The organism is Kribbella shirazensis (genome assembly GCF_011761605.1).
Classification (GTDB): Bacteria; Actinomycetota; Actinomycetes; order Propionibacteriales; family Kribbellaceae; genus Kribbella; species Kribbella shirazensis.
Genome location: NZ_JAASRO010000001.1, coordinates 1,879,597 through 1,904,517 on the forward strand (window position 1 = coordinate 1,879,597; position 24,921 = coordinate 1,904,517).

General features: G+C 69.8%; 27 protein-coding genes and 1 pseudogene. 24 read left to right on the plus strand and 4 right to left on the minus strand.

Going from position 1 to position 24,921, the window contains the following annotated elements:
• The first annotated feature begins 24 nt into the window (after positions 1-24).
• The 15 genes from dacB to BJY22_RS09310 all read left to right on the plus strand — a co-directional run bounded on the left by dacB (position 25) and on the right by BJY22_RS09310 (position 12,811).
• On the plus strand, positions 25-1,377 hold the full coding sequence (dacB, locus tag BJY22_RS09240; RefSeq protein ID WP_167205292.1) for a D-alanyl-D-alanine carboxypeptidase/D-alanyl-D-alanine endopeptidase: 1,353 nt from the start codon (positions 25-27) through the stop codon (positions 1,375-1,377).
• Positions 1,378-1,415: 38 nt separating this feature from the next.
• Positions 1,416-2,510 (plus strand): zinc-dependent metalloprotease, encoded by a 1,095-nt coding sequence (locus BJY22_RS09245; RefSeq protein WP_238350324.1) that lies wholly within the window; start codon positions 1,416-1,418, stop codon positions 2,508-2,510.
• Positions 2,482-3,552, plus strand: coding sequence for a tRNA lysidine(34) synthetase TilS (tilS, locus tag BJY22_RS09250; RefSeq protein ID WP_202891047.1), 1,071 nt, complete (start codon positions 2,482-2,484; stop codon positions 3,550-3,552). Before BJY22_RS09245 ends, tilS begins: the two co-directional genes overlap by 29 nt.
• Positions 3,553-3,557: 5 nt before the next feature.
• The gene (hpt, locus tag BJY22_RS09255; protein WP_167205293.1) at positions 3,558-4,109 is read left to right on the plus strand and encodes a hypoxanthine phosphoribosyltransferase; all 552 of its coding nucleotides are present in this window, start codon (positions 3,558-3,560) and stop codon (positions 4,107-4,109) included.
• 185 nt (positions 4,110-4,294) lie between these two features.
• The gene (gene ftsH, locus BJY22_RS09260) at positions 4,295-6,328 is read left to right on the plus strand and encodes an ATP-dependent zinc metalloprotease FtsH (RefSeq protein WP_167205295.1); all 2,034 of its coding nucleotides are present in this window, start codon (positions 4,295-4,297) and stop codon (positions 6,326-6,328) included.
• A 100-nt stretch (positions 6,329-6,428) separates the two neighbouring features.
• On the plus strand, positions 6,429-7,001 hold the full coding sequence (gene folE, locus BJY22_RS09265) for a GTP cyclohydrolase I FolE (protein WP_167205297.1): 573 nt from the start codon (positions 6,429-6,431) through the stop codon (positions 6,999-7,001).
• A gap of 132 nt (positions 7,002-7,133) precedes the next feature.
• Complete coding sequence (locus BJY22_RS09270; RefSeq protein ID WP_167205299.1) at positions 7,134-8,270, plus strand: S1 family peptidase; 1,137 nt, start codon at positions 7,134-7,136, stop codon at positions 8,268-8,270.
• Positions 8,271-8,376: 106 nt separating this feature from the next.
• Positions 8,377-9,174 carry a dihydropteroate synthase gene (gene folP, locus BJY22_RS09275; protein ID WP_167218047.1) on the plus strand — a complete coding sequence of 266 codons (798 nt, stop codon included), beginning with the start codon at positions 8,377-8,379 and terminating at the stop codon, positions 9,172-9,174.
• Positions 9,171-9,656, plus strand: coding sequence for a nuclear transport factor 2 family protein (locus BJY22_RS09280; protein WP_238350325.1), 486 nt, complete (start codon positions 9,171-9,173; stop codon positions 9,654-9,656). Before folP ends, BJY22_RS09280 begins: the two co-directional genes overlap by 4 nt.
• Positions 9,653-10,042, plus strand: a complete 390-nt coding sequence (folB, locus tag BJY22_RS09285; RefSeq protein ID WP_167205301.1) for a dihydroneopterin aldolase — start codon at positions 9,653-9,655, stop codon at positions 10,040-10,042. The genes BJY22_RS09280 and folB overlap by 4 nt, the downstream gene beginning before the upstream one ends.
• Positions 10,039-10,596, plus strand: a complete 558-nt coding sequence (gene folK, locus BJY22_RS09290; protein WP_167205303.1) for a 2-amino-4-hydroxy-6-hydroxymethyldihydropteridine diphosphokinase — start codon at positions 10,039-10,041, stop codon at positions 10,594-10,596. The genes folB and folK overlap by 4 nt, the downstream gene beginning before the upstream one ends.
• Before the next feature lie 2 nt (positions 10,597-10,598).
• Positions 10,599-11,117: a DUF3180 family protein gene (locus tag BJY22_RS09295; protein ID WP_167205305.1), complete on the plus strand. Its 519-nt coding sequence runs from the start codon at positions 10,599-10,601 to the stop codon at positions 11,115-11,117.
• An 11-nt stretch (positions 11,118-11,128) separates the two neighbouring features.
• Positions 11,129-11,569: a hypothetical protein gene (locus BJY22_RS09300; protein WP_167205307.1), complete on the plus strand. Its 441-nt coding sequence runs from the start codon at positions 11,129-11,131 to the stop codon at positions 11,567-11,569.
• Between the two features lie 22 nt (positions 11,570-11,591).
• A complete protein-coding gene (locus BJY22_RS09305; protein ID WP_167205309.1) occupies positions 11,592-12,002 on the plus strand; it encodes a hypothetical protein in 411 nt (136 codons plus the stop codon).
• Between the two features lie 35 nt (positions 12,003-12,037).
• Entirely contained in the window at positions 12,038-12,811 is a 774-nt protein-coding gene (locus BJY22_RS09310) for an inositol monophosphatase family protein (RefSeq protein WP_167205311.1), read from the plus strand.
• 1 nt (position 12,812) lies between these two features.
• Here the strand turns inward: BJY22_RS09310 and BJY22_RS09315 are convergent, their stop codons facing one another.
• Positions 12,813-14,012: an NADH-quinone oxidoreductase subunit D gene (locus tag BJY22_RS09315; protein WP_167205313.1), complete on the minus strand. Its 1,200-nt coding sequence runs from the start codon at positions 14,010-14,012 to the stop codon at positions 12,813-12,815.
• Between the two features lie 26 nt (positions 14,013-14,038).
• On the opposite strand from BJY22_RS09315, the gene BJY22_RS09320 reads away from it, so the two are divergent.
• Together BJY22_RS09320 and BJY22_RS09325 are read left to right on the plus strand one after the other, a co-directional pair.
• The gene (locus tag BJY22_RS09320; protein ID WP_167205315.1) at positions 14,039-14,527 is read left to right on the plus strand and encodes a PH domain-containing protein; all 489 of its coding nucleotides are present in this window, start codon (positions 14,039-14,041) and stop codon (positions 14,525-14,527) included.
• 11 nt (positions 14,528-14,538) lie between these two features.
• On the plus strand, positions 14,539-15,930 hold the full coding sequence (locus tag BJY22_RS09325) for a PH domain-containing protein (protein WP_167205317.1): 1,392 nt from the start codon (positions 14,539-14,541) through the stop codon (positions 15,928-15,930).
• A 104-nt stretch (positions 15,931-16,034) separates the two neighbouring features.
• On the opposite strand, the pseudogene BJY22_RS40995 reads toward BJY22_RS09325, so the two are convergent.
• Together BJY22_RS40995 and BJY22_RS09330 are read right to left on the minus strand one after the other, a co-directional pair.
• Positions 16,035-16,694, minus strand: a pseudogene (locus tag BJY22_RS40995) (SAM-dependent methyltransferase); the annotation flags it as partial.
• Positions 16,691-17,248 carry a 2'-5' RNA ligase family protein gene (locus BJY22_RS09330; RefSeq protein ID WP_167205319.1) on the minus strand — a complete coding sequence of 186 codons (558 nt, stop codon included), beginning with the start codon at positions 17,246-17,248 and terminating at the stop codon, positions 16,691-16,693. The gene BJY22_RS09330 and the pseudogene BJY22_RS40995, both read right to left, overlap by 4 nt.
• 82 nt (positions 17,249-17,330) lie before the next feature.
• On the opposite strand from BJY22_RS09330, the gene BJY22_RS09335 reads away from it, so the two are divergent.
• The 7 genes from BJY22_RS09335 to BJY22_RS09365 all read left to right on the plus strand — a co-directional run bounded on the left by BJY22_RS09335 (position 17,331) and on the right by BJY22_RS09365 (position 24,347).
• Positions 17,331-18,242 (plus strand): Rossmann-like and DUF2520 domain-containing protein, encoded by a 912-nt coding sequence (locus BJY22_RS09335; protein ID WP_167205320.1) that lies wholly within the window; start codon positions 17,331-17,333, stop codon positions 18,240-18,242.
• Entirely contained in the window at positions 18,239-19,066 is an 828-nt protein-coding gene (gene panC / locus BJY22_RS09340) for a pantoate--beta-alanine ligase (protein WP_167205322.1), read from the plus strand. The genes BJY22_RS09335 and panC overlap by 4 nt, the downstream gene beginning before the upstream one ends.
• A gap of 22 nt (positions 19,067-19,088) precedes the next feature.
• Positions 19,089-20,768, plus strand: coding sequence for an L-aspartate oxidase (locus tag BJY22_RS09345; RefSeq protein WP_167205324.1), 1,680 nt, complete (start codon positions 19,089-19,091; stop codon positions 20,766-20,768).
• Positions 20,761-21,633 (plus strand): carboxylating nicotinate-nucleotide diphosphorylase, encoded by an 873-nt coding sequence (nadC, locus tag BJY22_RS09350; RefSeq protein ID WP_167205326.1) that lies wholly within the window; start codon positions 20,761-20,763, stop codon positions 21,631-21,633. The genes BJY22_RS09345 and nadC overlap by 8 nt, the downstream gene beginning before the upstream one ends.
• A complete protein-coding gene (locus tag BJY22_RS09355) occupies positions 21,633-22,397 on the plus strand; it encodes a type III pantothenate kinase (RefSeq protein WP_167205328.1) in 765 nt (254 codons plus the stop codon). Before nadC ends, BJY22_RS09355 begins: the two co-directional genes overlap by 1 nt.
• A 75-nt stretch (positions 22,398-22,472) precedes the next feature.
• Positions 22,473-22,901, plus strand: a complete 429-nt coding sequence (locus BJY22_RS09360) for a hypothetical protein (protein WP_167205330.1) — start codon at positions 22,473-22,475, stop codon at positions 22,899-22,901.
• Complete coding sequence (locus tag BJY22_RS09365) at positions 22,902-24,347, plus strand: multicopper oxidase family protein (RefSeq protein ID WP_167205332.1); 1,446 nt, start codon at positions 22,902-22,904, stop codon at positions 24,345-24,347. It begins immediately after the preceding gene.
• Here the strand turns inward: BJY22_RS09365 and BJY22_RS09370 are convergent.
• Positions 24,335-24,895 (minus strand): carboxymuconolactone decarboxylase family protein, encoded by a 561-nt coding sequence (locus tag BJY22_RS09370; protein ID WP_167205333.1) that lies wholly within the window; start codon positions 24,893-24,895, stop codon positions 24,335-24,337. The two genes, BJY22_RS09365 and BJY22_RS09370, sit on opposite strands and share 13 nt — an antisense overlap.
• Positions 24,896-24,921: the final 26 nt, after the last annotated feature.

The following is a 24,921-nucleotide window of genomic DNA, read 5'->3' on the forward strand; positions in this document are numbered from 1 at the left end:
CGACCGAACGACAGGAGCAGCCCGGTGGCCCGACCTGCCCGTGCGGCATTCGTCACGCTGCTCACCACGGCCCTCTGTGCCGGACTGGTGAGCGGCGCACGCGCCGTACCCGCATCGCAGCAGGCCACGCGGCAGGCTCCCCCTGTCCTGGCGCCGGCGGCCACCGAGGGCGCCGCTCCGACCGCGGCCGGTGCCGGCAAGGCGCTCGCCACGATCCTCAAGGACCCGTCGCTCGGCGCGCACCGCGGCATCTACGTGTACGACGCGTCACGCGGCAAGCCGGTGTTCTCGGTCGGCGCCGCGACGCCGTACACGCCTGCCTCGACCCTGAAGCTGCTCACCACCGTCGCCGCGCTGGCGGCGCTCGGCCCTGACCACACCTTCGCCACCAAGGTCGTGAGCACCGGCAAGAGCTCGATCGTGCTGGTCGGCGGCGGCGACCCGCTGCTCACCGTCAAACCGTCCGCGAACGACGGCTTCCCGGCGCGGGCCAGCCTGCAGGCGCTGGCTGCGAGTACGGCGAAGACGCTGAAGGCCCAGGGCATCGCGTCGGTCACCCTCGGGTACGACGCCTCGCTGTTCACCGGCCCGGCCGTCAACGCGAACTGGGAGCCGAACTACGTGCCCGAAGGCATCGCCGCGCCGACCTCCGCCCTGTGGGTGAACGAGGGCCGCCTGTCACCCGGGATGGCCAAGCGCTCGACCGCCCCGGCGCAGTCCGCCGCCGTGTCGTTCCAGAAGCTGCTGACGCAGTACGGCATCAAGGTCGCTGCGAGCACCAGGGCCGCTGTCGCACCGGCCGGCGCCAAGCCGATCGCGCAGGTCAAGTCGCCGACGGTGGGACAGCTCGTCGAGTACGTGAACCTCCACAGCGACAACGACGGTGCTGAGGTGCTCCTGCGTCACGTGGGCGTCGCGACCGGCAACGGCGGCTCGTACGCCGGTGGCGTCAAAGGCCTGCGCGCCACGCTCACGAAGCTCGGTCTGGATGTCAGCACGGCCCGCATCTACGACGGCAGCGGGCTGGCTCGCGGTAACAAGGTCCCGCTCGACCTGCTCGCCGGTGCGGTCCGGGTGGCCGCGTCGAAGCAGCACCCGGAGCTGCGGCACCTGCTGACCGGTCTCCCGGTCGCAGGGTTCAACGGGAGCCTCAGGGAGCGTTTCGGCGCCGCAGGCACCGGCCCCGGGACCGGTGTGGTCCGTGCGAAGACCGGAACACTCACCGGCGTCCACAGCCTCGCCGGGTACGCCCGGACCCGCTCCGGCACCCTCCTGGTGTTCGCGGTCGCCAGCGACAGCGTCCCCGTTCCCAAGACCCTCGACGCCCGCGCGTCCCTCGACCGCGCCACCGCCGCACTGGCCAATTGCGGCTGCTGATCAAGGCGCATGTTGGTACATGCCACTAGGGTCGTTATATGAGTACGGCGGAAGGCGGGACCACGACCGAGATGGTCGACTGGCAGCTGGCAACCGGTGTGGCGCGGAAGCTCCTGCGTCCCGGCCCGGCGGTCAGCCGCGCGGAGGCGAACCAGGTGGTCGCCGACCTGCGGCAGTTCGCGGCCGAGTCCGAGGGCCACGTGCGTGACTTCACCGGGCTGCAGGCCACGTCGGCCACGGCACCAGTGGTGATCGTGGACCGGCCCGGCTGGGTGCAGGCGAACGCGGACGGCTTCCGGACCGTGCTGCAGCCGCTGGCCGACAAGCTGCGCGAGAAGGCGGACCGGACGCCCGGCCTGTCCTCGGCGGTCGGTTCCCGCGTGACGGGGATCGAGGCTGGTGCGCTGCTGGCGTTCCTGTCGTCGCGGGTGCTCGGGCAGTTCGACCCGTTCTACCCGGCGAAGCCGGACCCGGACCGCCCCGGTCTGACCGGACGGCTGCTGCTGGTGGCCCCCAACGTCGTCCATGTGGAGTCGGAGCTGGGCGTCGTACCGCGGGACTTCCGGTTGTGGGTGTGTCTGCACGAGGAGACCCACCGGGTGCAGTTCACCGCGGTCCCGTGGCTGCGGGACCACCTGCGCTCCGAGATCGCGCTGTTCCTCGACCAGGCCGAGCTGGACGCCTCGGCGTACGCCGCGATGTTCCGGGAGGCCGTGCAGCGGCTGGGCCGGTCGGTGCGTGGCGAGGCCGAGCTGAGCCTGGTGGACCTGATGCAGTCGCCGGAGCAGCGGGCGGTGCTGGACCGGCTGACCGCGGTCATGTCGCTGCTGGAGGGCCACGCGGACTTCGTGATGGACGGGGTGGGCCCGTCGGTCATTCCGACCGTGGAGACGATCCGGTCCAAGTTCTCGTCGCGGCGGGCCAGCGGCAACCCGGTGGACCAGCTGCTGAAGCGGCTGCTCGGACTGGACGCGAAGCTGCGGCAGTACAAGGACGGTGCGGCGTTCGTACGCCGCGTGGTGGACCGCGTCGGCATGGAGGGGTTCAACCGGGTGTGGACCGGCCCGAACACGCTGCCGACGAAGAACGAGATCGCGAATCCCGATGCCTGGGTCGCCCGACTCCACGGCTGAGCCGGCCGGGACCGGCGGCGAGGCTGTGGAGGCCATGGTCGAGCACCGCCGGGGGAAGCTGCACCCGGCCGTCGCCCGGACGAGGGAGGCTGTGCGGGCCACGCTGAGCGAGCTGCCGCGGGGTACGACGGCGCTGGTCGCCTGCTCCGGTGGAACCGATTCGCTCGCGCTGGCGGCTGCTACCGCGTTCGAGGCGCCCAAGCTCGGTCTGCGCGCCGGTGCGGTCGTCGTGGACCACGGTCTGCAGGCTGACTCGGCACATGTCGCGGAGACGGCCGCTGAGCAGTGCCGGGGGCTCGGGCTGGACCCTGTCCTCGTCTGTGAGGTCGAGGTCGGCACCGAGGGCGGTCCGGAGGGGGCGGCTCGGGCCGCGCGGTACGACGCTCTGCGGAAGGCGGCGGATGAGCTGGCAGCGGACGTCGTACTGCTGGCTCACACTCGTGATGATCAGGCTGAGACCGTTCTGCTAGGGCTCGGGCGTGGGTCCGGGGCTCGGTCCTTGGCGGGAATGGCTCCGGCAGTGGGGCTGCTGCGCCGGCCGTTCCTGGAGGTGCCGCGGGCGACTACTGCGGCCGCCTGCATCGCTTCCGGACTCCGGCCGTGGCACGACCCGCACAACGACGATCCGCAGTACACGCGGGTCCGGGTGCGGCACGAGGTGCTACCGGTGCTGGAGGAGGCGCTGGGGCCCGGCGTGGTCGAGGCGCTGGCCCGTACGGCGGGACTGCTCCGGGCAGACGCCGATGCGCTCGACCAGCTCGCTGCGGACGTGGCGGAGACCGCACTGGGCCGTGCCGAAGGACAGGTGCGCTGCGACGTCGGCGTACTCGCTGAGGAGCCCGCTGCGGTCCGCACGCGCGTACTGCGACAGGCCGCGCTGGAGGCGGGCTGCCGGGCTACGGACCTCACCGCCGGCCACGTGGCGTCGGTCGACGCGCTGGTGACCGACTGGCGGGGCCAGCGCTGGATCGATCTGCCCCAGGGGATTCGCGCGGTCCGCCAGGGCGGATTCATCATCCTCGGCCCGGATGTGACAGGCTGAGCCGCGTGGATGCGGCGGACATCGAGAAGGACCTGACCAAGATCCATTACACCGAGGACCAGATCCTCGCGAAGCTGCGCGAGCTCGCAGCGCGGATCGAGGCGGACTACGAGGGCAAGGACCTGCTCCTGGTCGGCGTCCTGCGGGGCGCGGTGATGGTGATGGCCGACCTGGCCCGGTCGTTCAGCCGGCACGTGGAGATGGACTGGATGGCCATCTCGTCATACGGCTCCGGGACCAAGTCGTCGGGTGTGGTCCGGATCCAGAAGGACCTGGACACCGACATCACCAACCGGCACGTGCTGATCGTCGAGGACATCATCGACACCGGGCTGACGCTCAGCTGGCTGGTCAGCAACCTGGAGTCCCGCAAGCCCGCGTCGCTGGAGCTGTGCACGGCATTCGTCAAGCCGGACGCCGCCAAGATGCAGGTGCCGGTCAAGTACGTCGGCCTGGAGCTGCCGGACGAGTTCGTCGTCGGGTACGGGCTCGACTACGCGGAGAAGTACCGGAACCTGCGCTGCGTGGCAACGCTGGCGCCGCACGTCTACTCCTGAACTGTTCCTGAACCGGCTCTTCGGGGCAGACTTGGTGACGGCCTGTACAACGGGTCGTACCGTCCTTTGGTGACCCTCGTGCTGTGTTGTCTTGTGCGACACGAGACACTTGGACTGGTATTACCGTCACAAGCCCGCACACCCGGGCCTGCCGAGCTAGGAGGGACGGGGCTCAGGCCTCGATCATGGACGTGAAGCGCATCTTCCGCGGACCCCTGTTCTGGATCGTCGTCGCCTTCCTCGGCGTGCTGGTGATCGGGCAGCTCCTGACCGGCTCGACCGGGTACAAGACCCAGCCCACCGGCCAGGTCGTCCAGCTGATCCAGCAGGCGAAGTCGTCGAGCGACAAGACGATCAAGTCGGTCACGCTGGTCAACCCGGACCAGGAGATCCGGGTCGAGAAGACCGACGGCACCAAACTCCGGGCGCACTGGGTCGACGGCCAGGGCAACACGCTCGGGAACGACCTGCAGACCCTGTTCACCGACGGCAAGATCGAGCGGTACGACGTCGAGAACCCGAAGCCGAGCTTCATCGGCCAGGTGTTCTCCACGCTGATCCCGTTCCTGCTGATCGCGGTGGTGTTCATCTTCCTGATGAACTCGATGCAGGGCGGCGGCTCCCGGGTGATGAGCTTCGCCAAGTCGAAGGCCAAGCTGGTCACCAAGGACACCCCGAAGACCACGTTCGCCGACATCGCCGGTGTCGACGAGGCGATCGAGGAGCTCCAGGAGATCAAGGAGTTCCTGCAGGAGCCCGGCAAGTTCCAGGCGGTCGGGGCCAAGATCCCGAAGGGCGTGCTGCTCTACGGCCAGCCCGGTACCGGTAAGACCCTGCTGGCCCGTGCGGTCGCGGGCGAGGCCGGGGTGCCGTTCTACTCGATCTCCGGTTCGGACTTCGTCGAGATGTTCGTCGGTGTCGGCGCCTCCCGGGTCCGGGACCTGTTCGAGCAGGCCAAGACGAATGCGCCGGCGATCGTGTTCATCGACGAGATCGACGCGGTCGGCCGGCACCGGGGCGCGGGCCTCGGCGGCGGTCACGACGAGCGCGAGCAGACCCTGAACCAGCTGCTGGTCGAGATGGACGGCTTCGACGTCCGCGGCGGTGTGATCCTGATCGCCGCCACGAACCGGCCCGACGTCCTCGACCCGGCGCTGCTGCGGCCCGGCCGCTTCGACCGGCAGATCGCCGTCGACGCGCCGGACCTGCCCGGCCGGCAGAAGATCCTCAAGGTGCACGCCCGCGGCAAGCCGATGGCGCAGGACGTGGACCTCACCGCGGTCGCCCGCCGGACGCCGGGCATGACCGGTGCCGACCTGGCCAACGTGCTGAACGAGGCGGCCCTGCTGACCGCCCGGTCGAACGCGCAGCTGATCGACAACCGCGCCCTGGACGAGGCCATCGACCGCGTGATCGCCGGTCCGCAGCGCCGGACCCGGCTGATGTCGGACAAGGAGAAGGTGCTCACGGCGTACCACGAGGGCGGCCACGCCCTGGTCGCCGCGGCGCTGCCGCACTCCGACCCGGTGCAGAAGGTGACGATCCTGCCGCGTGGCCGCGCGCTCGGCTACACGATGGTGATGCCGGACGAGGACAAGTACTCGACCACCCGGTCCGAGATGCTGGACAAGCTGGCCTACATGCTGGGCGGCCGGGCGGCCGAGGAGATGGTCTTCCACGACCCCACCACGGGCGCCAGCAACGACATCGAGAAGGCCAGCGCACTGGCCCGCGCGATGGTCACGCAGTACGGCATGACCGAGCGGCTCGGGGCGATCAAGTTCGGCCAGGACAGCAGCGAGCCGTTCCTGGGCCGGGACTTCGGCAGCCAGCGGAACTACTCCGAGGAGATCGCGGCCGCGGTCGACGAGGAGGTCGGCAAGCTGATCCTCAACGCGCACCAGGAGGCCTTCGACATCCTGGTCGAGAACCGGGCGGTCCTGGACCACCTGGTCGAGGAGCTGCTGGAGAAGGAGACCCTGGACAAGAACGAGATCGCTCGGGTGTTCGCCCCGGTGATCAAGCGGGAGCGGCGGCCGGCCTGGACCGGTTCGTCCACCCGGGTCCCGTCCGACCAGCCGCCGGTGATGCCGGTCCCCGGCCGCGCCGAGCAGAACGGCTCGCTGACCGACGTGCTGCCGGGCGGTTCCGTCGGCCCGGACGAGGCGATCCGCCCGCCGGACTACGGCAGCGGCCCCACCCCGCCGAACAAGCAGTAGCACCACCGCAGACGAACGCCGCCACCCGCACCGGGTGGCGGCGCTTTCGTTGTCCGGCCGGGTAGCGTTCGAAGCTGCGCCGGCAGGAAGAGAGCACACGATGACGTCACCGAAGTTCGACCACGAGCGGGCCGAGCGGGCCGTGCGTGAACTGCTGCTCGCGATCGGCGAGGACCCGGAGCGCGAAGGGCTGCGGGACACCCCGGCCCGGGTGGCCCGCTCGTACGCCGAGATCACGGCCGGGCTCGGTCAGGCCGCCGAGGACGTCCTGACGACCACGTTCGCGCTCGAGCACGACGAGATGATCCTGGTGAAGGACATCGAGGTCTGGAGCATGTGCGAGCACCATCTGGTGCCGTTCACCGGCGTCGCGCACGTCGGGTACATCCCCAGCCGCGACGGCCGGGTCACCGGGCTGTCCAAGATTGCCCGGCTGGTCGACGTGTACGCCAAGCGGCCGCAGGTCCAGGAGCGGCTGACCACGCAGATCGCCGAGTCGCTCGTCGAGATCCTGCAGCCGCGCGGCGTGATCGTGGTGATCGAGTGCGAGCACCTGTGCATGACCATGCGCGGCGTCCGGAAACCGGGCGCCAAGACGATCACCTCGGCGGTCCGCGGCCAGCTCCGCAACCCGGTCACGCGCGCGGAGGCGATGAGCCTGATCGTCGGCTGACCCGTAGCCCGGAGCGTCCTGTGCTCGTTGAAGTTTGAGAGTCCGGGACTATGGACATTCTGTTGCCGAGCGGTTACTTTCCGTTGTGGTGCTTGGCCAACGGGGCCCAGGCGCCGGTGTGAGGAGGACAGGATGTCGGGGCGTTTCCGGGTCGGCGCCGCACTAGCCGGGGTCGTCGTCCTGACGGCCGGCGGGCTGGCAGCGGCGAACTGGGCCACCGCCGAGACGCGGAGCAAGAGCGGGCACCAGGCGGCCGCGAAGACCACGGCAGACCCGCTCCTCGCGGAAACCCTCGAAGCGCAGCTCGGGTCCGACGCGGGCGTGGTCGGCAGTTACTACGACGACGCCGGCGAGCTGATCGTCGCGGTCTCGGACCTGTCGACCGCCGCACTGGTCCGCCAGATCGGCGCGATCCCGCACCTGGTCAAGTACACCGCCCGCCAGCTGAACGCCGTACAGGGCGAGCTGAACCGCCTGGCCGCCACGTCCAGCGCGGGCAAGGTGCGGTCGTGGTACGTCGATCCGGTCTCGGGGACCGTGGTCGTCTCGGTGCCGGAGAAGGCCCGCGACTCGATCACCCAGCGGTTTTTGTCCCGGGCCCAGGCGAACGGCGACCGGGTGACGGTGCGCCGCGTGGCCGGGGCGGTCGAGTTGACCGCGGACGACTTCGGCCTGCGCGGCGGCGTACAGGTCGACAAGAACACCGGGTACGTCTGTTCGCTCGGGTTCAACGCCCGGACCCGCAAGGGCACCCGGATCTTCCTGACCGCAGGGCACTGCACGTCCGGCAAACCGTCGTTCTCGCGCAACGGGTACGTCCTCGGGAACACCTACACCTCGAGCTTTCCGGGCAACGACTTCGGATCGGTCGGCGTGATCGAGGGCTGGGACCAGCAGGGGTACGTCGAGGGCTGGGGCAACGGCAACGTCGCGGTCAAGGGGATCGCGGACGCGACCGTCGGCTCGACGCTGTGCAAGTCCGGGAAGAGCACCGGCTGGAGCTGCGGGCGGATCGTCGCGCGGAACGTGACGGTCAACTACGGGAACAACCGCGTGGTCCGCGGCCTGTTCCAGCACACCGCCTGTGTCGAGACCGGTGACTCCGGCGGCGCCAACATGACCGGTGGCTACGCCCAGGGCATCACCAGCGGGGCGGCGCTGATCGACGGGCAGTGCATGGAGAAGCACGGCCGGACCAACGAGTCGTACTCGCAGCCGATCGCCGAGGTCCTGCAGTCCACGAAGTCCCGCCTGATCCTCGCGAACTGAGAGGCCCACGCGACACCTTGGGGGTGCGGGCTACTACGGTGTCTGGGTGAGAACTGAGCCGTGGGGTCACGTGGACGGGTTGCCGGTGCTGGACCGGTGTCTCGTCATGGGCGTCGTGAACGTGACGCCGGACTCGTTCTCCGACGGCGGCGAGTGGTTCGAGCCGGCTGCCGCGATCAAGCACGGCCGCGAACTGCTGGCCGAGGGCGCCGACCTGCTGGACGTGGGTGGTGAGTCGACCCGGCCGGGCGCGGTGCGGCCGTCGCAGGAGGAAGAACTCCGCCGGGTGATCCCGGTCGTCGAGGCCCTCGCCGCGGACGGCGCGATCATCTCCGTCGACACCATGCGCGCCGACGTGGCGCGGCTGGCGCTCGACGCGGGCGCCACCATGATCAACGACGTGTCCGGCGGGCAGGCCGATCCGGACATGCTCCCGCTGGTCGCCGAGCGCCGAACGCCGTACCTGTGCATGCACTGGCGCGGCCACTCGATCGACATGCAGAACAAGGCGGAGTACGACGACGTGGTCGCCGAGGTGATCGCCGAGCTGGCCGAGCGCCTCGAGGTGCTGAGCGCCGCCGGTATCGATCTGCGCCGGGTCGCCCTCGATCCCGGGCTCGGTTTCGCGAAGAACGCGGACCACAACTGGGAGATTCTCCGCCGGTTGCGGGAATTCGCCGTACTGGAAAGACCGTTGCTGATCGGTGCGTCCCGGAAGACGTTCCTCGGTAGGCTGCTCGCCGACGAGCAGACCGGTGAACCCAGACCGGCCGTACGGCGAGACGACGCGAGTGTGGCCGTATCCGCCCTGGCCGCTGCCGCCGGTGCCTGGTGTGTCCGGGCGCACGCGGTGGCACCGAACGCGGACGCGGTCCGGGTGGCGAAGAGATGGGGAACGGTATGACGGACGGACCGCGGCAGGGGGCCGGGGGCGACAGCGCGCCCAAGGGTCCAGGTGGTGCCACGGTGGAGGACGTCGTACTGAGTGCCAACACCGCGTTCTACAACGCCTTCGAGGCCGGCGACCTGGATCTGATGGCGGCGGTCTGGCTGCCGGAGCCGGACCCGGTCTGCGTCCATCCCGGCAACGCGGCGATCTCCGGGTACTCCGAGATGATGCGGGCCTGGGCGATGATCTTCGCGAACACGCCGTACATCCAGTTCTTCCTCACCGATGTGCAGGTCCGCGTGGATGAAGACGTGGCATACGTCACGTGTACGGAGAATGTCCTGTCGTCGGGCGAGGGCGCGCCGGAGGACGGGTTCGCGGGCGGAAAGGCGTTCGCGACCAACGTTTTCCGCAGAACTTCCTCCGGCTGGCGGTTGTGGATCCACCATGCCTCCCCGGTACTGTCGTCTGGGGGCCGACAGGAGGAGGCGGAATGAGCGGTCCCAACGTTCCTCCTGATGTGATCGAGATCCGGGGCATCCGCGGGTTCGGGCGCCACGGGGTGTTCGAGCACGAGCGGGCCGACGGACAGGAGTTCGTCGTGGACGTCCGGCTGGAGCTGGACACCCGGGCCGCTGCGGCTTCCGACGACCTGGCCGACACCGTGAACTACGGGGTGGTGGCCGAGCAGGTCCACCGGGCGATCGAGACCGACCCGGTGGACCTGATCGAGACCCTCGCCCAGCGCATCGCCGATCTCTGTCTCGCCGACGACCGGGTGACAGCGACGGCAGTGACCATCCACAAACCCTCGGCGCCGATCTCGGTGCCGTTCGACGACGTTGTCCTGACCGTGCAGCGCAGAGCCGGAGAATCCTCGTGACTGAGACCCCTAGTCCCCACGTCATCGACGCGGACACCCTGAGCGGCGGCCTGAAACCGATCCGCCAGGTGATCCTGTCGCTCGGCAGCAACCTCGGCGACCGTGAGGCGAACCTGCAGGGCGCGGTCGACGCGCTGCGGGACACCCCGGACGTCGTGGTGGTCGAGGTCTCGCCGGTGTACGAGACCGAGCCGGTCGGCGGCCCGGACGAATCCGGACCGTACCTGAACATCGTCCTGCTCGCCGACAGCACGCTCGCCGTCGACCTGCTGCTGGAGCGCGCGCACGCGGTCGAGCAGGCGTTCGGCCGGGAGCGCGGCGTGCCAGGCGCGCCGCGGACCCTGGACGTCGACCTGATCACCTACGGGCAGAAGGAGATCGAGTCCGAGGAGCTGACCATTCCGCACCCGCGGGCGCACGAGCGGGCCTTCGTGCTCGCACCGTGGCTCGACATCGAGCCGGACGCGGTGCTGCCGGGCCACGGTCCGGTCGCGGAGCTGCTCGCCAAGGTCGGGACCGACAGCGTGACCAAGCTCGACCTCGAGCTGCAGTAGCCGTGGCCGGCAACACCGAGCCGGGAAAGACGCCCCGGGACAAGCAGGAGCCGCCTCGCCCCGGCTCGGTGCGGCCGACGTCGCGGCGGTTGCTGGTCGCGATCGCCGTACTCGGGGTCGCGGTCGGCGTCACGCTGGTGCAGGCGATCGAGTCCGGCGGCGGCGTCGCGCCGACGGTGTCCTGGCTGACGCTGGTCGCCTGGATGTTCCTGGCCGCGCTGCTGTTCGCGGCGGCCCGCAACACCCACCAGCGGATCCAGGTACGCCGGGAGCGGGTCGAACCGTCCCGCGCGGTGTTCCTGCTGATGATCGGGAAAGCGAGCGCTTTTGTCGGCGCGTTGTGCACCGGTGTTTACGCAGGGTTCGCGTTATCCTTCCTGCAGGCGATGGGCTCCTCGGGGCCTCGTAACCGTGTGATCATGGCCGGTGCCGCGGTGGTGATCTCAGTGCTGGTCGTCACGGCCGGATTGTTGCTCGAACGTGCGTGTCGCATTCCCGAGGACCCGGACGAAACCGCTTAACATGACGTCCCATGGGGTCAAGGGGTAGCCGCCGTCGTACCAGGACCACAGTTCTCACCGTTGCCAATGGTCTGCTGATCGTTGTCTGCCTGGGCGTGAGTGTCGCGCTCTTCTCGCAGAATGCCTGGATCCTCCGGGCGGCCGCAGGTGGGGCTGTTCTGGTCGCGATCGCCGCTGCCGTCCTGTTCCGCCACCAGTTGCTGGTGGAGCGGCTGGCCCACTCCGACGAGCGTGCGCAGGTCGCGCAGGAGTACTCGCGGATCACCAGCGCCCGCGTCGTCGAGAACGCGGAGTTCGTCGACCTGATGCAGCGCCGGCTGGACAAGATCGACGAGCGCCTGGACAAGATCGACCAGGAGGTCGCGACCGTCGTGGCCGCCGGCGACAAGCACTCCCAGGCCGACGCGCCGACCGTCGTGGACCTGAAGCTGCGAGGCCTGGCCGCGTCCTGACTCCGGCCGCATACTGCGGAGCATGGGGCTGGACGCGCACTATCCGGCCGTGACGATGAACGACCCGAACGGGCACGTCACGGTGTACAACGAGGACCATCTGCCGATCGGTCAGCTCGGGCCGACGCCGTACGAGTCGCCGTCGGTGAACGTGACGTGCAAACGCAAGGCCTGGGACGACCTGTACTGGTACCGGTTGCTGAATCCCGAGGGCTTCCCGTTCCCGGCCGACGAGGCGTACGTGTCCGCCGACGAGACACACGAACTGAACCCGGGCCAGCCGTACGCGATCCCCGAGTGCGCCTCGGGATGCCCGATCAAGATCGGGCAGGCGGCCGGGGCCGGCATGCTGGCCGTCGGGACGGTCGCCGCGGCCGCGGCGTGGCGGCGCCGGCGCCGGGAGCTGGGGATCGCTCGGCGAGCGACCCGGTGAAGCTCGGCGTGAGCAGTTCCGCTTAGGTTCTGGGTGTGGATCTTGCGAAGCTGGTGAAGGTGGCCGAGGCGGCTGTCGAGCGTGGGCGGGCGGTGACACAGTCGAGGGCGCCGGGGGAGCTGACGTCCAAGGGTGACCGGGACATGGCCTCCGAGGTGGATTTCGCGGTGGAGCGGGAGGTACGGGCCTTCCTCGAGCGGGAGACGCCGGAGATCGGCGTTCTCGGCGAGGAGGAGGGCGGCGCGACGGACGGGACGCGCTGGGTGCTGGACCCGGTCGACGGGACGGTCAACTTCATCCACGGCGTACCGCTGTGGGCGATCTCGCTCGGCCTGATCCACGAGGGCCGCGCCGTCGCGGGCGTGATCGACCACCCGGCGCTCGGGACGACGTACGCCGCCGCGGAGGGACTCGGCGCGACCTGCAACGGGAAGCGGATCCGGGGCAGCGAGTGCACCGACCTGTCCGACGCACTGGTCGCCGTCGGCGACTATGCCGTCGGCCCCGACGCCGAAGCGGTGAACCCCGACCGGAGCGCGCTGACCCAGCGGCTGTACCCGCGCGTCCAGCGGCTGCGGATGATCGGTACGGCGGCCACCGCGCTCACCTGGACCGCGAACGGGTACTTCGACGCGCTGATCATGTTCTCCAACAAGCCCTGGGACACGATGGCCGGTGTGGCGATCTGCCGCGAGGCCGGCGTCACCGTCCTGGACCTCGACGGCACCGACCACGCCCCCGAGTCCCGCGGCCTCTTCGCAGTCGCCGACGGCATCCGCGAACCCCTGCAGGAGCTCCTCGGCAGCTGACCTACTTGTCGATGTCGCCGACGACGAAGAACATGCTGCCGAGGATGGCGATCATGTCGGGAATCATCGTTCCGGGGAGCAGCGCGGGCAGGGCGGAGATGTTGTTGAAGCTGGCGGAGCGGAGTTTCAGGCGCCACGGGGTCTTGTCGCCGCGGGAGACCAGGTAGTACCCGTTGATGCCCAGCGGGCTCTCGGTCCACGCGTACGTCTGCCCCTCGGGCACCTTGAGGATCTTCGGCAGCCGGACGTTGACCGGCCCCGCGGGCATCGCGGACAGCTTCTCCAGGCAGGCGTCGACCAGGTCGAGCGACACCTTCACCTGTTCGAGCAGTACGGCGAAGCGGGAGAAGCAGTCGCCATCGGGCCGGGTGACGACCCGCAGCACGTCCTGCAGCTCGCCGTACGCCAGGTACGGCTCGTCGCGGCGCAGGTCGGCGTCCACCCCGGAGGCGCGGGCGATCGGCCCCGAGACGCCGTACTGCGCGACGAGCTCGGGAGCGAGCTTGCCGACGCCGACGGTCCGGGCGCGGAAGATCTCGTTGCCGAGGACGAGCTCCTCGATGTCGGGCAGCCGTTTGCGGACCGCGGCGGAGGCGGCGGCCGCGCGGCCGAGCCAGCCGTACGGCAGGTCCTCCTTGAGTCCGCCGACCCGGTTGAACATGTAGTGCATCCGGCCGCCGGACAGTTCCTCCATCACCGCCTGGATCGTCTCGCGCTCGCGGAACGCGTAGAACACCGGCGTGATCGCGCCGAGCTCGAGCGGGTACGAGCCGAGGAACATCAGGTGGTTCAGCACCCGGTTCAGCTCGGCCAGCAGGGTGCGCAGCCAGGTCGCGCGGACCGGGACCTCGAGGTTCATCATCCGCTCGACGGCGAGCACCACGCCGAGCTCGTTGGCGAACGCGGACAGCCAGTCGTGCCGGTTCGCCAGCACGATGATCTGCCGGTAGTCGCGGACCTCGAACAGCTTCTCCGCGCCGCGGTGCATGTAGCCGATGATCGGCTCGCAACCGACGATCCGCTCGCCGTCGAGGGTCAGCCGCAGCCGCAGTACGCCGTGCGTCGCCGGATGCTGCGGGCCGATGTTGAGCACCATGTCGGTGGTCGCCAGCTGCGAACCCGCCCCGGTTCCGCCGCGCTCGAAGGCAGGGTCGAATCCAGCGGCTCCCGCACCGACTCCCACGACTCTTTCGGTACTCATAACCCCTATCGTGACAGGCTTGGTCTGTGGACGACCTCTTCGCACCCTCGGATGTCACCTGGACGCCTGTCTCGCCGAACCTGGCCACCCTGCGGCGGCTGAACGCGGCGATCCTGGCCGGGCTGCTGGCGATCGCGGCGCTGCTCGGTCTCGGACTGACGCTGGGCTGGCTGTACGGCGTGCTCGCGGTCGTCCTGATCGCGCTCGGATTCGGCTGGTCGTGGGTGCTGATCGGGCGCAACCAGCGGTCCTGGAAGTACGCCGAGCGTGAGGACGAGCTGCTGGTCAGCCACGGGATCCTGTTCCGCGAGCTGGTCGTCGTACCGTACGGCCGGATGCAGTTCGTGGACGTGACCGCCGGGCCGCTGGAACGTGCGTGCGGGCTGGCCACCGTGGAGCTGCACACGGCGACGCCGGCGACCGACGCCAAGATCCCCGGACTGCACCCCGACGAGGCCGGTCGGCTGCGTGACCGGCTGTCCGCCCTCGGTCAGGCGCAGGCGTGGGGCCTGTGACCGGACAGGCCGTGGAGACGGTAGGGCAACGTCTCCACCCGCTGACCCCGTTCGTGAAGGGCTGGGGGTACTTCGTCGTCGCGGCCTTCGCGCTGGTCAACAACGAGGGTCTGCGGAGCAATCTGACGGTCGCCGGCATCGGCCTGGCCGGAGTACTCGTCGGCGGCATCCTGCTCGGCGCGCTGTCCTGGTGGTTCACCAAGTGGCAGCTGACCACGGACGCGATCCGCGTGGACAGTGGGTTCCTGTTCCGGCGTACCCGGATCATCCGCTTCGACCGCATCCAGGCGATCGACGTGGCGCAGCCGTTCGTCGCGCGGCTGTTCGGGATGGCCGAGCTGCGGATGGACGTCGCCGGTGGTGGCAAGAGCGACGGCAAGCTGAGCTACTTCCGGTACGAAGAGGCTCAGACGCTGCGCATGACGTTGCTGGTCCGCGCCAAGGGGGAGCAGGCCGTCGAGCAGCAGGCACACGACCAGCAGACCGAGGCAACCGCTCCGCCGCTGCTGACCGTCCCGACCAACCGGCTGCTCGGTGCGACGCTGCTCTCGTCCACTGTGGTCGGTAGCGCGGGCGCCCTGGTCTGGCTGATCGTCGCGACGATGGTGCTGGACTTCCACATCGGTCTGTTCGCCGGTCTGCCGCTGCTGCTCGGTGTGGTGCAGCCGATCTGGAAGCAGGTCGTCGGGAACCACGGCTTCACGCTGTCCGAGTCCAGCCACGGTCTGCGGACCAAGCGCGGGCTGTTCGACGTCCAGCGGCAGACCGTCCCGCCTGGTCGTGTCCAGGGCCTGCTGATCACCGAGCCGCTGATCTGGCGGTTCCTCGGCTGGTCACGGGTCGACCTGGACATCGCCGGTGTCGCCGGGCAGAAGGAGGACGGCGACGACGAGCTGGAGGGGGCACAGCTGCTTCCCGTCGGCGAACGCGCCGAGGTGGCCTTCGTACTCGGCAGGGTCCTGCCCGGTCTGGACCTCAGCCGCATCCAGATGCACACGGCGCCGGAGCGCGCGAAGTGGCTGCGTCCGATCGGCTGGCGGTACCTGTCGTACGGCGCCGACGAGCAGGTCATGGTCACCACGCGCGGCTGGATAAGCCGTCGTACGTCGATCGTGCTGCATCACAAGACGCAGTCGGTCCGCCTGGAGCAGGGCCCGCTCCAGCGCCGCCTGGGAGTGGCCAACGTGCATGTGGACACTCCCCTCGGGCCGACCGATGCCATCGCGCTGCACCGCGATCAGGTTGAGGCGGCGGGGCTGGTGCAGGCTCAGGCGGACAGGGCGCGCGCTGCGCGTCGTTCGGTGTCCGCATCGGCAGCTGTCCAGACCCAGCCGAATCCGCCGAGCCCGGACGGGTCGAGCAGCTCAGCCGCCTCGCCGGCGGACGACAGCTCGGACAGGTAGCGCATTGGGTCGGTCTGGGCGAGGTCCAGGCTCGGACGGGCGCCGCTGACGCCCAGTGCCCGCAGTGCGTCGCGCTGGCGCACGATCGTGCCTCCGAGCGAGTCGAGCGCTACGTGGGCCGTGATGTCGCAGCTGCCGTCCGGGATCGGTGAGCACTCCCGCCCGGAGCGGAACCCGGTCAGCGTCCCGTACGGCGGCCTACTCGATCTCAGGTGTCCGTAGTCGATAGCAATCGCGAGACTTCCGCGGGCGAGTCGACCGACCACGGCGGCCCAGGACTGATCACGAGTGCTACCAATCTCAGCCCGATCCCCGGGCCGCCCAGGTGCGGCGGTTGTGGGTGGCCACCACTGCTCGAGCCAGTGGAGGTCGTTGCCTTCTACAACCGGTCCTGGGGTCAAGTCGGCGAGGAGGTAACGCGGGACGCCTTCGTCGTCCCACTCGACGACCTCGCACGGGACGTTGTCGAGCCACTCGTTCGCGATGACCAGTCCGGACAACCGGTCGGGCAGCTCGTCGTCCAGTTCGATGTCGAGGACTGACAGGCCTCCTGCGCGGAGTACCTTGCCCAGCTCGCCGGAGCCGGCGCCGAGGTCCACCACCTGGTCGAGGTCGAGCTCGCGAGCCAGCCGCGCAATGGCCTGCCCGAAGAGGGGGGATGCGTGGACCGACGTGCGGAAGTGGGCGGCGGGGCGTTCTCGGCGGTAGAAGCCGTCGGGGCCGTACAACGCCTGCTGCCAGGCAGCTCGGAAGGTCTCCGTCATTTTCCTACGGGTACCGCCCCGATCTGGGCCCACACACCGGCCGCGTCTTCGCGCCACAGGCCCAGCTCGGTCAGCCGGGTCGTAGGTGCCGGTGTCACGGCCAGCGCGGCGTTGGCCTCGGCGACGACGTCCGGACCGCCACGGTCGGACGACGAGATCGTCAGGTGCGGATGCGGGTCCGGGAACTCACCGCCGTACGGCGGGCACTCGGGGAAGGCGTCGATGACCGCGTGGAGCAGCGCGCGGACCTGGTCGAAGGGCTCCGGCTTCAGCCACGCGGTGCCGTTCGGGAACTGACCCGCGGTCGGGAAGCTCAGCTCGAACGGCTGGATCGACGACACCGCGGCCTGTAGACGTGCCACGTCGGTGTCGGTGGGCTCGGCGACCCAGGGGACCAGCACCGTCACATGCGGCGGGATGAGCTCGGTCAACGGGACCTGTGGTCTCGCGGTCGAACGGGACACCGATCTCCACCGGTCCGTGTATGCCGCCAGCTCAGGCACTGTGATGAGGATCGCCGTCAATTCGGTCCCAGCTGCCCACGCATCACTCACCGCACCATGCTCTCATCCCCTACCCTGACAAGTAGATCGTCTGGTACCCCTCCGCGGGACTGGAACGAGAAGAGAGTGAGTGATGGAACGGATCGGCTTGATCGGAGCCGGCCGGGCCGGGTCCGCCCTGGGAGCAGCCTTGGCGGCAGCCGGACATCCCCTGGTCGGAGTGACTGCGCGCTCCCGCGCATCCCGGGACCACGCTGCCCGCCTGCTACCCGGTGTGCCCGTGCTGACCCCTGACGAGGTCACCGGGCGCGCCGACGTCGTACTGGTCGCCGTACCGGACGACCTGATCCACGACGTGGCGCACACGCTGCCGCTGACCACTGCGCAGTACGTCGTCCACCTGTCCGGAGCGCACGGGCTGGCGCCGCTGACCGGCCTGGCCGCGACGCCGATCGCGTTGCACCCCTCGATGACCTTTCCGGGCGGACCGGTCAGTCTGGACGGGGTCATGTTCACGGCGACCGCGCCCGACGCGGCACGGCCACTCGTCGAGCGGCTGGTGAAGGCGTTGGACGCGCAGGTGCAGTGGATCGACGACGAGCAGCGTGCGCGGTACCACGCGGGTCTCGTGCACGGGGCGAACCACCTGACCACGCTGGTGACCCAGGCGGTCGCCGTACTGCGGGAAGCGGGCGTGGCGGATCCGGTGGCGACCCTCCGGCCGTTGCTGGTCGCAACGCTCGACAACACGCTGCGATCCGGTCATCATGCGCTCACCGGGCCGATCGCCCGGGGCGATGTCGACACGGTGGCAGCACACCTGGCGGTACTGCGGGGCAGCACAGGAACCAGCACAGGAACCAGTACAAGGACCAGCTACGCCGAACTGGCCCGCTCGACGGTGGAGCTGGCGGCGGCGGACGGGCGGCTGGACGCGGAGACGGCCGCACGGTTCGCCCGGGTCCTGAACGAGGTACTGAACGAGGTACTGAACGAAGAACCGAACGGGCACCGGGCAGATCGGACAGGGGAGGCACCGCGATGAGACTCACCCAGACCAAGGCCGAGCTGCGAGCAGCGACCGCGATCCGGCCGCGGGCGGTCGTGATGACGATGGGGGCCCTGCACGACGGGCACGCCGCGTTGCTGGCCGAGGCCCGCGAACGGGTCGGGCCGGACGGCAGTGTGGTGCTGACGATCTTCGTGAACCCGTTGCAGTTCGGGCCGACCGAGGACTTCGACCGGTACCCGCGGACCCTGGCCAGCGATCTCGCGATCGCGAAGAACGAGGGCGTCGACCTGGTCTTCAACCCGTCCCGCGACGAGCTGTACCCGAACGAGCCGTCGATCACCGTCCATCCCGGGCCGCTGGCGGACGAGCTCGAAGGTGTCTTCCGGCCCGGGCACTTCTCCGGCGTACTGACCGTGGTGTCGAAGCTGCTGCACCTGACCGCGCCTGACCTGGCGCTGTTCGGGGAGAAGGACTACCAGCAGCTGACGCTGATCCGCGAGATGGTGTGCGACCTGGATATGGACGTCGACATCGTGCCGGTGCCGACGGTCCGGGAGCCGGATGGGCTCGCGCTGTCCTCACGCAACCGCTACCTGACCGAGACCGAGCGTGACGAGGCCCTGGTGCTGTACCGGGCGCTGAGCGCGGGCGCGAAGGCGGGCATGAACGGGCCGGACGCCGTGATGGCCGCGGCTCAGGCCGAGCTGGAGGCGGTGCCGTCGGTGAAGATCGACTACCTCGCCCTGCGCGCGCCCGACCTCGGCCCGGTGATCGGCCCCGGCGAGGCCCGGATGCTGATCGCCGCCCGCGTGGGGCTGACCCGTCTCATTGACAACATTTCCATCACCCTGCGATGAAATCGATTGATACCGTCGCGGGATGAGTGCTCCCGCAGTCCCGCAGCGGCTGACCGCGCCGGAACCCGGCTGGACCGACACTGTCGACGTGGTGGTGATCGGGTCCGGGGTCGCCGGGCTGACCGCCGCGCTGAAAGCCCGCGAGCTGGGTTCGGTTCTGGTGGTGACGAAGGACGTCGTCGCCTCCGGCTCCACGCAGTGGGCCCAGGGCGGGATCGCGGCCGCCCTCCACCCGGAAGACTCGCCCGAGGAGCACCTGCAGGACACGCTCGTCGCGGGCGCCGGGCTGAGTGACTCCGACGCCGTCCGGGTCCTCGTCACCGAGGGACCGGAGGCGGTCCGCGACCTGATGGAGCTCGGCGCGCGCTTCGACACCCTTGCCGACGGGGAGATCTCGCTCGGCCGCGAAGGCGGGCACCACCGCAACCGGATCGCGCACGCCGGCGGCGACGCGACCGGCGCGGAGATCGAGCGGGCGCTGGTCGCCGCGGTGAGGCGGGCCAAGGACATCCGGCTGATCGAGCACGCCCTGGTCCTCGACCTGCTGACCTCCGAGGACGGCGCGATCGCCGGCGTCACGCTGCACGTGATGGGCGAGGGACAGCTGGACGGTGTGGGCGCGATCCGTGCCCGGGTGGTGATCCTCGCGTCCGGTGGTCTGGGACAGTTGTACGCGGCAACGACCAACCCGAGCGTGTCCACCGGCGACGGGATGGCGCTCGCGCTGCGCGCCGGGGCGAAGGTGCGCGACCTGGAGTTCGTGCAGTTCCACCCGACCGTGCTGTGGCTGGGCAAGAGCGCGAAAGGCCAGCAGCCGTTGGTGTCCGAGGCTGTCCGGGGCGAGGGCGCGTTCCTGGTCGACCACAACGGCAAGCGGTTCATGCAGGGGCAGCACGAGCTCGCCGACCTCGCGCCGCGGGACATCGTGGCGAAGGCGATCATGCGCCAGATGCTTGCCACCGGCAAGGACCATGTGTACCTGGACGCCCGGCACTTCGGCGACGAGAAGTGGCGGGTGCGGTTCCCGACCATCCTCGCCTCCTGCCGTTCGCACGGTATCGACCCGGTCCGCGAACTGATCCCGGTCGCCCCGGCCTGCCACTACTCCTCCGGCGGTGTGTGGACCGACCTGAACGGCCAGACCTCGGTCCCCGGGCTGTACGCGTGCGGTGAGGTCGCCTGCACCGGCGTCCACGGTGCCAACCGGCTCGCGTCCAACTCCCTGCTCGAGGGGCTCGTGTTCGCCCGCCGGATCGCCGCGCACCTCGCGGAAGGGCTGCCCGAGCAGCGCGAGCCGGTGGTGGACCGCCGTACGCCGGGACTCGTCGACGCGGACGTCGTACCCGAGCTGCAACGCGCGATGACGGTCGGCGCCGGCGTGATCCGGAGCGCGACCGGGCTGGCCGAGGCGGGTGCGGCGATCGGCAAGCTGATCGAGCAGCCGGCCGGCGAGCCGGGAACGCCCGGGTGGGAGGCGACCAATCTGGTGACGGTCGCGTCCGCGCTGATCGCGGCGGCGACCGCCCGCGAAGAGAGTCGCGGCGCGCACTGGCGCGAGGACCACCCGGACCGCGATGATCTGCACTGGTCCGGCAGTCTGGACCTCACGCTCGAACCCGTGCCGGCCGCGACGGGCGAGCAGGCTGTGCCGCAGGCCACGTTTGACCCGCGCGATTCCGAGGAGAATGACCGGCATGGATGAGACAGTCGACCGGCAGTGGGTCGGTGACCTCGTGCGGGCGACCATCGAGGAGGATCTGGCCGGTGGTGTCGATGTGACCACCACGGCCACCATCGACCCGGACCAGGTCTCGGTCGCCGAGCTGGTGGCCCGCGCCGACGGCGTGGTCGCCGGCCTCGAGATCGCCGAGCTGGTGCTGCGGCAGGTCGCCGCGCCGGACGAGATCGAGATCGAGCACTCCGTGCGCGACGGCGCGTCCGTGCACAAGGGTGACGTACTGATGACGGCCCGTGGCAAGACCCAGAAGCTGCTCACGGCCGAGCGCACCGCGCTCAACCTGCTGTGCCACCTGAGCGGTGTCGCGACGCTCACCCGGCGCTGGGTGGACGCGGTCGAGGGCACCGGCGCGGTCATCCGCGACACCCGCAAGACGATGCCGTTGCTGCGGTCCCTGGAGAAGTACGCCGTCCGGTGCGGTGGCGGCAAGAACCACCGGATGGGGCTGTCGGACGCCGCGCTGATCAAGGACAACCACGTGATCGCGGCCGGTGGGGTCGCGGAGGCGTTCCGGCTGGTGCGCAAGGCGTACCCGGAGATCGCGATCGAGGTCGAGGTGGACTCGGTCGACGACGCGCTGATCGCGGTCGAGTCCGGCGCCGAGCTGATCCTGCTGGACAACATGGACGTCCCGCTGCTGCGTGAGGCGGTCGAGAAGGTCGCCGGGCGCGCCAAGCTGGAGGCCTCCGGCGGTCTCACGCTGGACAAGGCGGCCGAGGTCGCCGGGACCGGGGTCGACTACCTCGCCGTCGGCGCGCTGACGCATTCGGCGGCGGTCCTCGACATCGCCCTGGACCTGCGAGAAGCGTTGGATTCCAAGGGCGTCTGATGTTGCTCACCGTCGCAGTCGAGAACACCAGGACGCTGGTCGGCCTGGTGTTCGAAGGCACGGTCAAACGGCACTGGTGGGTCGGCACCGATCCCCGGCGTACGGCGGACGAGTGGGCCGTGCTGCTGCAGGGCCTGCTCGCCGGTGAGACGCCGGTGAGCGGGATCGCCGTATGTTCCGCCGTACCGCATGTGCTGCACGAGCTGCGCGACGTCGTCTCGCGGTACTACCAGGACGTGCCGAGCGTCGTGGTGGAGCCGGGTGTGAAGACCGGCCTGCCGGTGCTGGTGGACAACCCGCGCGAGGTCGGCACGGACCGGATCGCGAATGCACTCGCGGCGGTGCACAAGTACGGCGCGCCCTGCCTGGTGGTCGATGTCGGTACGGCGATCACGATCGACGTGGTCAGCCCGGCGGGAGCGTTCATCGGGGGAGTGATTGCCCCCGGCATCGAAACCGCGACCGACGCGCTCGGTCAGGCGGCCGCGCAACTGCGCCGGGTCGAGCTGGTCCGGCCGCGGTCCGTGGTCGCGAAGAACACCGTCGAGGCGCTGCAGTCCGGAGCGATCCACGGTTACGCGGCCCTGGTCGACGGGCTGGTCACGCGAATCCGGACCGAGCAGTCTCTGAACGACGACCTGCCCGTGATCCTCACCGGCGCGCTCGCCCCGCTCCTCGCCGACGAACTGACCGCACCGGTCAGTCACGAACCGTTGCTCACCTTGCACGGCCTGTACCACGCCTTCACCCGCAACCACAGCTAGGGCAGTAGAGCTCTTGTGCCCTTGAGTGACCTGGCCCACTATGAGGCCAAGGGGATTCAGGGGGTTGGGGGAAATATGAGGGCTGCTTATCGGGTACTGGCCGGTCTTGTCGCGATCGGTGTCGTGCTGCAGGCGATGTTCGTCGCGCTCGGCTGGTTCACGGCGATCAAGGACATCGACGACGGCCTGGTCGTCGACAAGAACTACGAGGGCAACACCGGGCACATGCTGCACGGCCAGTTCGGCATGCTGGTGATCCCGGCCATCGCCTTGCTGCTGCTGATCGTCTCGTTCTTCGCGAAGGTCGACGGTGGCATCAAATGGGCGCTGTACGTGGTCGGGCTGGTCGCGCTCCAGATCGCCCTCGCGTTCGTCTCGTTCGGGGCGCCGGTGGTCGGCCTGCTGCACGGGCTGAACGCGTTCGCCCTGGCCGGCGTCGCGGGCATGGCGGCCAGGCGGGCCGCGGCCGTCCGTCAGCCCGCTGCCGAGACGACGACCGTGTAGATGCCATCAGCAACCACGTTGGCCGGCCGGCGCCGGCTGGCGGTCGCCCTTGTGGCAGCCGTCGCGGTGCTGGCGCCGCTCGGGTTCTTCTGGCAGGGGAGTCTGGTTCCGGGCGACCTGTCGCCGATGGCGATGGGGTACGCCGACTACGGTGGCGGGCCCGCGTCCGCGCATGTCCACCACGGCACCGAGGTCGGTCAGCTGACCGGTCCGGCCGAGGGGACACCTGATGTCGCGGTGGACCTGGTCGCACGTGAGGAGCGCTTCGACGTACCCGGACGCGGCCCGGTGGACGGCTTCACGCTGAACCACACCTCGCCGGGGCCGCGGATCGTCGCAGAACAAGGCGATCTGGTGCAGGTCACGCTGCACAACGAGAACGTTGCCGACGGCATCACCCTGCACTGGCACGGGGTCGACGTACCGAACGCCGAGGACGGTGTCGCCGGGGTGACCCAGGACGCCGTCGCACCCGGCAAGTCGCACGTGTACCGCTTCGTCGCCGAGGACGCCGGCACGTACTGGTACCACTCGCACCAGGCCTCGCACGAGCAGGTGCAGAAGGGCTTGTACGGCGTGCTCGTCGTGAAACCCACCGCGTCCGACGTGATCGCGGCCGTGCACACGTACGACAAGATCCGGACCGTCAACGGCGAGTACGGCGAACGTCGCGTGAAGGCGCCGGGTCCGACGGCACGGGTGCGCTTGATCAACACCGACAACGGCCCGATGGCGGCCTGGGTCGACGGCGCGCCGTACAAGGTGCTCGCGGTCGACGGGACCGACGTGAACGGGCCGACCGAGGTGCGCGGGAAGGCGGTGCTGGTCACCGCGGGAGGACGGATCGACCTCGAGGTGCCGACCACCACCGCGGTGCGGATCGGGCTCGGTGGCGGACCGACGACGCTGGTGATCGGGGACGGCGACGCCCCGGCGGGCGCCGAGCCGCGGGAGCGGGTCGATCTGCTGACGTACGGCTCACCGAAGCCGCTCGGTCTCGACCCGGCGTCGGCGGACCGCGTGTTCCGGTACGACATCGGCCGGCGGATCGGGTTCTTCGACGGGAAACCCGGGATGTGGTGGACGATCAACGGGCACCAGTACCCGAACGTGCCGATGTTCGTGGTGAGCGAGGGCGACGTCGTCCGGATGCGGATCAGGAACACCTCGGGCCAGGTGCACCCGATGCATCTGCACGGGCACCACGTCGTCGTCCTCAGCCGCGACGGGGTGAAGGCGACCGGGAGCCCGTGGTGGACGGACTCCCTCAACGTCGAGGACAAGGAGACCTACGAGGTCGCCTTCGTGGCCGACAACCCCGGGATCTGGATGGACCACTGCCACAACCTGCCGCACGCCGCCCAGGGGCTGGTCACCCACCTGATGTACACGGGCGTCACCACGAAGCTCCATCTCGGCGGCGCCGCCGGCAATCAGCCCGAGTAGATCGGCCGGCCGACCGTGAGCGCCGTACGGAGAGTGTCCGGCAGGTTGTTGTACGCCGAGTCGGGTTGCGTGCCGGTGCCGTCGAGGGTCTTGGAGAAGAACGCCCGCGCCGCGGCGGCCAGAACCACGTCGAGTACGTCGGCGTCGCTCAGACCGACTGCTTTCAGCTCGTCGACGTCCGCCCGGGTAACGGTGTCGGCGGCGAGCGCGACCTTGCGGGCGAACGCCATCACGGCGCGGTCCACGGGGTCGTTCGCGGGCTCGTCGACGAGAGCGGCGACCTCCTCGGCGGTGTAGAACTTGTCGGCCAGGATCTGCCCGTGGGCGAGGCTGCAGTAGCTGGACTTCAGCGCGGTCGCGGCGGCGAGCGTCGCCAGCTCGTAGCGGCGGAGGTCCATGGACTCCTTGATCGCACCGTTCAGCTGCTTCCACGCCTCGTACACGGCAGGTCGTGCCGCGAACGTGTGGACGAAGTTCGGCACGTGCCCGGCCGGCGCCCGATTCGCGTCGAAGAGCTCCGGGTCGTTGGGCGTACTGATGAAGGCCATCCTGGTTCCCCCTCTGTGGCTCTCCT

Coding starts and splice junctions, on each gene's coding strand:
- BJY22_RS09245 (WP_238350324.1), top strand. CDS start 1,416: ATGAGTACGGCGGAAGGCGGGACCACGACCGAGATGGTCGACTGGCAG.
- BJY22_RS09365 (WP_167205332.1), top strand. CDS start 22,902: ATGCCATCAGCAACCACGTTGGCCGGCCGGCGCCGGCTGGCGGTCGCC.
- panC (WP_167205322.1), top strand. CDS start 18,239: ATGAGACTCACCCAGACCAAGGCCGAGCTGCGAGCAGCGACCGCGATC.
- BJY22_RS09315 (WP_167205313.1), bottom strand. CDS start 14,012: ATGAGTACCGAAAGAGTCGTGGGAGTCGGTGCGGGAGCCGCTGGATTC.
- folP (WP_167218047.1), top strand. CDS start 8,377: ATGGGCGTCGTGAACGTGACGCCGGACTCGTTCTCCGACGGCGGCGAG.
- folE (WP_167205297.1), top strand. CDS start 6,429: ATGACGTCACCGAAGTTCGACCACGAGCGGGCCGAGCGGGCCGTGCGT.
- BJY22_RS09360 (WP_167205330.1), top strand. CDS start 22,473: ATGAGGGCTGCTTATCGGGTACTGGCCGGTCTTGTCGCGATCGGTGTC.
- BJY22_RS09345 (WP_167205324.1), top strand. CDS start 19,089: ATGAGTGCTCCCGCAGTCCCGCAGCGGCTGACCGCGCCGGAACCCGGC.
- tilS (WP_202891047.1), top strand. CDS start 2,482: ATGCCTGGGTCGCCCGACTCCACGGCTGAGCCGGCCGGGACCGGCGGC.
- BJY22_RS09335 (WP_167205320.1), top strand. CDS start 17,331: ATGGAACGGATCGGCTTGATCGGAGCCGGCCGGGCCGGGTCCGCCCTG.
- BJY22_RS09355 (WP_167205328.1), top strand. CDS start 21,633: ATGTTGCTCACCGTCGCAGTCGAGAACACCAGGACGCTGGTCGGCCTG.
- BJY22_RS09280 (WP_238350325.1), top strand. CDS start 9,171: ATGACGGACGGACCGCGGCAGGGGGCCGGGGGCGACAGCGCGCCCAAG.
- BJY22_RS09300 (WP_167205307.1), top strand. CDS start 11,129: ATGGGGTCAAGGGGTAGCCGCCGTCGTACCAGGACCACAGTTCTCACC.
- BJY22_RS09270 (WP_167205299.1), top strand. CDS start 7,134: ATGTCGGGGCGTTTCCGGGTCGGCGCCGCACTAGCCGGGGTCGTCGTC.
- folB (WP_167205301.1), top strand. CDS start 9,653: ATGAGCGGTCCCAACGTTCCTCCTGATGTGATCGAGATCCGGGGCATC.
- ftsH (WP_167205295.1), top strand. CDS start 4,295: ATGGACGTGAAGCGCATCTTCCGCGGACCCCTGTTCTGGATCGTCGTC.
- BJY22_RS09370 (WP_167205333.1), bottom strand. CDS start 24,895: ATGGCCTTCATCAGTACGCCCAACGACCCGGAGCTCTTCGACGCGAAT.
- BJY22_RS09305 (WP_167205309.1), top strand. CDS start 11,592: ATGGGGCTGGACGCGCACTATCCGGCCGTGACGATGAACGACCCGAAC.
- nadC (WP_167205326.1), top strand. CDS start 20,761: ATGGATGAGACAGTCGACCGGCAGTGGGTCGGTGACCTCGTGCGGGCG.